This window comes from Sulfurimonas sp., assembly GCF_016744025.1.
Classification (GTDB): Bacteria; Campylobacterota; Campylobacteria; order Campylobacterales; family Sulfurimonadaceae; genus Sulfurimonas.
The window spans coordinates 1-6681 of the sequence record NZ_JADGFC010000134.1 but is presented as its reverse complement, the minus strand read 5'-3'; the positions used below and the strand labels follow the sequence as shown (position 1 = coordinate 6681).

General features: G+C 30.8%; 7 protein-coding genes. 4 read left to right on the top strand and 3 right to left on the bottom strand.

Annotation, left to right across the window (positions count from 1 at the left end; genetic code table 11):
* Positions 1-205 precede the first annotated feature (205 nt).
* Positions 206-1918: a hypothetical protein gene (locus QZZ48_RS13425; protein ID WP_294966715.1), complete on the top strand. Its 1713-nt coding sequence runs from the start codon at positions 206-208 to the stop codon at positions 1916-1918.
* A gap of 39 nt (positions 1919-1957) precedes the next feature.
* Here QZZ48_RS13425 and QZZ48_RS13420 read toward each other — a convergent pair whose 3' ends face one another.
* Both QZZ48_RS13420 and serB read right to left on the bottom strand, forming a co-directional pair.
* Complete coding sequence (locus QZZ48_RS13420) at positions 1958-2275, bottom strand: hypothetical protein (RefSeq protein ID WP_294966714.1); 318 nt, start codon at positions 2273-2275, stop codon at positions 1958-1960.
* Positions 2275-2898 carry a phosphoserine phosphatase SerB gene (gene serB / locus QZZ48_RS13415; RefSeq protein ID WP_294966713.1) on the bottom strand — a complete coding sequence of 208 codons (624 nt, stop codon included), beginning with the start codon at positions 2896-2898 and terminating at the stop codon, positions 2275-2277. Before serB ends, QZZ48_RS13420 begins: the two co-directional genes overlap by 1 nt.
* Positions 2899-2952: 54 nt before the next feature.
* Between serB and QZZ48_RS13410 the strand changes: the two genes are divergently transcribed.
* From QZZ48_RS13410 to QZZ48_RS13400, 3 genes are read left to right on the top strand one after another with little or no spacing between them, the layout of a single operon-like run.
* A complete protein-coding gene (locus QZZ48_RS13410) occupies positions 2953-3864 on the top strand; it encodes a methylenetetrahydrofolate reductase (RefSeq protein ID WP_294966712.1) in 912 nt (303 codons plus the stop codon).
* Positions 3865-3876: 12 nt separating this feature from the next.
* Entirely contained in the window at positions 3877-5127 is a 1251-nt protein-coding gene (serS, locus tag QZZ48_RS13405) for a serine--tRNA ligase (protein WP_294966710.1), read from the top strand.
* An 11-nt stretch (positions 5128-5138) separates the two neighbouring features.
* Complete coding sequence (locus tag QZZ48_RS13400; RefSeq protein ID WP_294966709.1) at positions 5139-5816, top strand: metallophosphoesterase; 678 nt, start codon at positions 5139-5141, stop codon at positions 5814-5816.
* A gap of 6 nt (positions 5817-5822) precedes the next feature.
* Here the strand turns inward: QZZ48_RS13400 and QZZ48_RS13395 are convergent.
* A partial coding sequence (locus tag QZZ48_RS13395; protein ID WP_294966707.1) for a HAMP domain-containing sensor histidine kinase occupies positions 5823-6681 on the bottom strand: 859 nt, incomplete at its 5' end.

Here is a 6681-nt window from a genome sequence, read left to right as displayed (position 1 = left end):
CGGATTAAGTAAAAGTTTGAAGCTAAACTTAGTAGATTATTATCTTATGAATTATAAGAAAAAGTAGAAAATTATGCACCCGTTTTTTTAATTAAGTCAATTATTCTTATTTTTTCTTTATTGAATCCTGTTACTTTTTAAAATTTTTTCACATTAAATCAATTAGGAATATTTTTTGCTTATACTTATGTAAAAAAGTATTTATATGCGCATTACAATAATTTTATTATTACTATTAACTTCTCTAGTTGCGAAAGATTCTGACTTCTCAGTTATAATGAATGAACCTTACGATGATGCTCTATTTGATATCACACAAGATTACGACAGACAGATAAGCGCTGTTGGTTTTTCAAAAGTCTATAAAGATTATTCTACTAATCAAAATAGATCTTACACAGATGCATTTAGTTATCTTGCGAGTGTATCAGATATTCATGGCTCTCAAATGCATCTACTTAAAATAAATAGCTATGCAAATATCACACTAAATAAAGCCATTAAAATGTCTACTTTTAGCGAAGCCGTTGCTATTGTAAAAACCCCTTCAAATGGATATTTTATTGGTGGATATACACTTGATGGATCACTAATAGTACTGAAACTAAATTCTAATGGAAATACAATTTTTCATAAATCATTTGGAACAAAGAATTACGACAGAATGAATAAGTTAGTAAAACTAAGTGATGGTGGTATATTAGCTGTCGGCTCATCTATTACAACACGTTCAAAAAGTGATGCTATTTTTGAGTCTGGTCTTGGTCTAAATGATATATATTTAACACGCTTTTCTAAAAGCGGACAAAAGCTCTGGAGCAAAAAATATGGAACAGAGCATGATGATAGAGGAATAGATGCTGTTGAGGCTTTTGATGGCTCTATTATGCTTTTAGGCATTACTAATTATGGAGTCAATAAGAACCTAACTCTTATGCGTTTAAATGAAAATGGAAACAAGATCTGGATTAAAGATCAGAAGTTTAAACAAGAAGTAGCTCCATCCAAAATCATAAGACTAAGAGACAATAATTTTTTAATTTCACTAACTCAAAAAGATGAGATGGGAAAAGATCAAATAAGACTAATAAAATTTGATATTCAAAAGAATACCATTATAGATAAAATTATTGATACAACATATTCTAGCGGATTAAAAGATATAGAAGAATATTCTGACGGATCTATTATTGGAGTTGGCTACGTTAAAGATGCAAGCAATACTGATGGACTTGTTATGATGCTAGATAGTAACTTAGAGATGTTACATCAAGAACACTACGGTGAAAAAAATTACGATATGTTTAATACAGTAACAATTCTTCACAACTCACAAGCCGCAGCTGCAGGAGTATACACATTAGAAGATTCTCAAGAATCAAATATGTGGGTAATTAAATTTAATAGAGATGCTACGATTGCTCAAAAATCTCTCAAAAGTGCTAATATTTATGAAGAGATTATAAAACTCTTTAAAGATGAAATAGCATCAAATATAATAAGCATTAAAGAAGATTTAAACATAGAGTTTATAGATAAGGAATTAAACTTTAAAGTTGCAGAGTATAAGTTATCAGATAAACAAAAAATATTTTTAGATAAATGTTCAAGTAAACTAATTCCATTTTTACATAAATATAAAGAGTATATAAGTACCTTGGAGATAAACGGGCACACTTCTAGTGAGTGGGGAAGTGCTAACTTTACAAACACTTATCTAAAAAATGAAAAGCTATCAATGAATCGTTCATTTTCGACACTTAGTCATATATTTAAAACTCAAGACTTAAGTAAACAAGTTTGGCTTAGTAATATTTTAAAAGGTAGTGGTCTTAGTTATTCAAAAAAAGTATTAAGAAATAAAAATGAAGATAGAGAAAAATCAAGAAGAGTTTCGTTTAAAATTATTTTGAAGTAGTTTTACGCGAAATGCGCGTAAGTAGTGTTTAGATGTATATTAATCGTAAGTTAGAGCTGACTCTCTAAAGCTCAAACGAACCTTATCTTGTTTTAGTTTCTTATATAACTTAAATTTTGCCTTTTCTAACTCTTCATCGTCAAGTGAAAGTTCAGACTTTAGTTGTGTTGCATCTAACTGCGCACTATCCATTGCAAATAGCTTTAACTCTTTTTTTGTAAGTTTAGACTTTAAAATACCATATAAAGTCTTGTCATCTGCTATAAGAATTTCTATATCCATTTTACAAAATCTAGCCAGCATCTGTCTAAAGTTATTTTCTTCGTTGTATTGTTTCCAAACCGAATTTTCTAGCATTATATTTTCTCCAATATTTTTGTTAAATTTTTCTCTTTTATAATTATGTTTGCTTCTTTTTGCAAAATTTCTCTTGCACAAAAAGCCACTCTTGTTCCAGCATGAGCAAACATACTTAAATCATTTGCTCCATCACCACAGACAAGTGTCTCTTCTTCACTAACACCTAAAATGTTTTGAAGTCTTTGAAGCATGTCACCTTTTGAGAAGTTAAACATCATATCGCCACCTACAAGACCTGTAAGTTTTCCATCTTTTTGATGTAGTACGTTTGAAAAGTCTGCGTCGTAACCCAAGATATCTTTTGCATATCCAGTAGCACTTCTAAAACCGCCACTAAAACACACTACTTTGATACCTCTATTTTTAAGTTCGGCGATAGTCTCTATAGCACCTGGCATATATGGTAAGTTTCGAGAGATTTTTTCAACTACGCTGTAGTCAAGTCCCTTTAAAAGGTTAACTCTTTGTTGCAATGATTCAAAGAAATCTAATCTTCCAGACATTGCCTCTTCAGTTATATGGCTTACTTCTTCACCTAAGCCTAATTCCTCAGCGAAAAAGTCTATAGTTTCCCCATCCATTAAAGTTGAATCAAAATCAAATACAGCTAGTTTTAGCATCTATGTCACTCACTTTTGTTATAATGTCGCAATTATACCCACTTAGGATTTTTTTTGTTTGATACACTGATAGATAAGCTAAATAACGGCACATATATTACACTTGAAACTACACCTGGACACTCCCCTATTTTCTCTCCAATTATAGATAAAATTGAAGAATTGCAACTGCAAAACTATGTAGATGGTTTTTCAACTACTGATAATCCTTTAGCAAAACTAAAATACAATGCTCTCTTTGCAGCCAAAATGCTTCAAGAAAGATTTAACAAACCTGTTATTGCGACTATGAGTATGAGAGATAGAAATAAAATAGCTCTTCAGTCTGATCTTCTTGGTGCAAATGAAGTTGATATTAGAGCTATACTAGCACTAACTGGTGACCCAGCAACAATCTCAGACCAACCACATGCAAAAGGTGTTTTTGAAGCTGACAGTTCTTTACTACTGGATATTATTAGTGCATTTAACTCAGGTATGAACTATGCAGGTAAACCACTAGCATATAAACCAAAAGAGATACATCCATTTGCTGTTGTAAATTCTTATGCAAAAAATCCAAAAACACTACAAAAAAAGATGCAAAAAAAAATTAAACACGGAGCAAGAGGAATAATAACTCAACCTGTGTATGATTTAGAAAATGCAAAACAACTTCTAGAGTTAAAAGAAGCTGCTAACAAAGAGTGTTGTTCTGATAGAAAAAGTGCTGAGTTAATTTTAGGAATTTTTCCTATTACTAAACTTCGTACTGCACAATTTTTATCCGCTCATGTACCTGGAATTAATGTTCCAGACAGATGGATAGAAGCCCTAAGAATTGCAAATGAAAAAGGTGCAGAAGAAGAATACAAAGTTGGATTTGAACTTAGTAAAAATCTTTTTGATGAGCTTAAAGAGTATCATCCTAAAATTCACCTAATGACAGCTAACCAGTTTCAACTGGCTAAAGATATATTAAAATAAAATAGGAAAATTATGATTGATTTAAAACTACTACAAAAAGATTTCGATGCGATTAGTACAAAGCTAATGCGTAAGGGTGTAGATGCCGCATTTATAGAAAACTTAAAACTTAAAAATGAAGCCTTAAAAAAAGCAAAGTCAAACTTTGAAACACTTCAAGCACTGCAAAACTCTATGAGTAAAGAGTTTGGTATGTACAAAAGAGAAGGCAAAGACATAAGTGAGCTCAAGCAAAGAGTAGATGCAAACAAAATCGTAATAAATGAAGCACTTGATATTCAAAGAAATCTACAAGAAGAGTTAGAAAATATAGCTATGGCTATTCCAAATATTCCTGATGATAATGTTCCTGATGGTAAAGATGAAAATGACAATGTAGAGATAAAAAAAGTTTTAACTCCAAAAGAGTTTAGCTTTACTCCTAAAGAGCATTGGGAGTTAGCTGAAGATAATGGCTGGATAGACTTTGAACGTGGTGTAAAACTAGCTACAAGTCGTTTTAGCGTATCTTTTGGAATGGGTGCTAAACTTGAACGTGCTTTAATTAACTTTATGCTTAACTTCAACTCTAAAAGAGGCTTTGAAGAAGTTAGTGTTCCAGCTCTTGTAAATCGTACAGCCTTAGAAGGAACAGGACAGCTTCCAAAGTTTGAAGATGATCTTTACAAGATGGATGGCTTAGACCTTTTCTTAATCCCAACAGCAGAAGTTCCAGTAACAAACCTTTACCAAGATGAGATTTTATCAGCAGAAGAATTACCTAAAAAAATGACTGCATATACATCATGTTTTAGAAAAGAAGCCGGTGCAGCAGGTCGTGATACTAGAGGAATGATAAGACAACATCAATTTCACAAAGTTGAACTAGTTGCCCTCTCAAAACCTGAAGAAAGTGAAGCTATATTTGATGATATGGTTTCATGTGCATCTGATATTTTAACTGCACTTGAACTTCCTCATAGAATCGTTAATCTATGTACTGGTGATTTAGGCTTTTCAGCTGCTCACACAACAGATATAGAAGTTTGGCTACCTGGACAAGACCAATACCGAGAAATTTCTTCTATTTCTAATACAAGAGACTTCCAAGCAAGACGTGCAAAGATTCGTTATAAAGATGGAAAAAAAAATATAATGGTACATACATTAAATGGTTCATCTTTAGCTGTTGGTCGTACACTTGTGGCTATTATGGAAAACTATCAAAATGAAGATGGAAGTATAGATATTCCTGAGGTTTTAAAACCTTACTTGGGAATGTAACTTTACATATTATGAATAGAGCTATATTTGTAATAGGTGATGTTCATGGATGTTATCATACTTTAGTCGATCTTGTCGCAAAATTACCAAAAAATTCACGACTTATATTTGTAGGCGATTTATGCGATAGAGGTCTCTATACAAAAGAAGTCATAGACTTTATAATAGAAAATAATTATGAAGTTATTCTTGGAAATCATGATGATTATATGGTATCTCATATCTTAGAATCAATTGATAATGAAGATAGATATATTAGATGGAAAGATGAGGACTACATGGGTGGTGCTCAAACACTACTCAGCTACAAAAATGATATCAAGCATATTGAAAAACACTTAGAATTTTTAGAATCATTACCTAGGTATATAGAAATAGGTAACTATTTTATTACTCATGGATTTGCTTTGCCTTATTACAAAAATAGAGATAAGCAAAGTGCTCATATTGGACTCTTAAAAAATAGAATTGATGATAAAGAAGATTGGGGTGATGATTGGGAAAAGAACTGGCAAGATTATGATGTTATAAATATCTTTGGTCATACTGATTATAAAGAAGTTGAAATTGGTAAAAACTATTATGGGATAGATACAGGATGCGTGTATGGAGGCAAACTCAGTGCTATTGAGCTTGATAAGATGAATATTATTAGTGTAGCATTAAATAAAAAAGATATCTCAACTTAAAGTACATCAAATAGGAATATACATACTAAACTCAGCACCTTTGTACTCAATATCCTTATATATAAATTCTACATTTTTAACTTCTAAAGTTCCATACATATTTTCTTCGACTATTTTTTTACTTATATATAATCCAATTCCTGTGCCACCAATTGCTTCTTTGGTTGTAAAATAACTGTCAAATATTTTAGCAAATATTTCATCAGGTATTCCACCTGCATTATCTTTTATTCTAATGACATAGATATCATCTTCAAATATAGCATCTACAAATATAAATCTCTTTATATCTGAATCAAGTTTTATTAACTCTTCTTTGGCATTTTTAAGAATGTTTATCAATACTTGTGAAAGCTCATGTTCAAATGTAAATAACTCTTTATCTTCAATATTTTTTATAAACTCTATATCATCATTTTTAAATTGAGAAGAAATTAATTTATTTGTTTTATCAAATACTTCATTAAAGCGAAAATACTTTTTTTGTTTATTTGGATTAAAGAAATTTCTAAAATCATCAATGGTCTGTGCTAAATTATTAACTGAGATATCTATATCATCTATAGCTTCTTTAACTTCTTTTTCAGTAGTGAAACCTTCAGACTCTTTACTAAGTCTTATTAAGGCATTAGACATTCCAATCAAGCTTAAGGGTTGTTTCCATTGGTGAGCGATGCTTCCTATCATTTCTCCCATAGTAGCCATTTTAGATTGTTGAATTAAAAGTTTTTCTTTTTGAAGAGTTCTTTGCATCTGACGTGTAACACTTTTTTTATATTTAGTAAATATATTATTTAAAACTTTAGAAATATAAAATGATATGATTATGAGAATAACCATCACAACAATTCCAACTTCTATAATC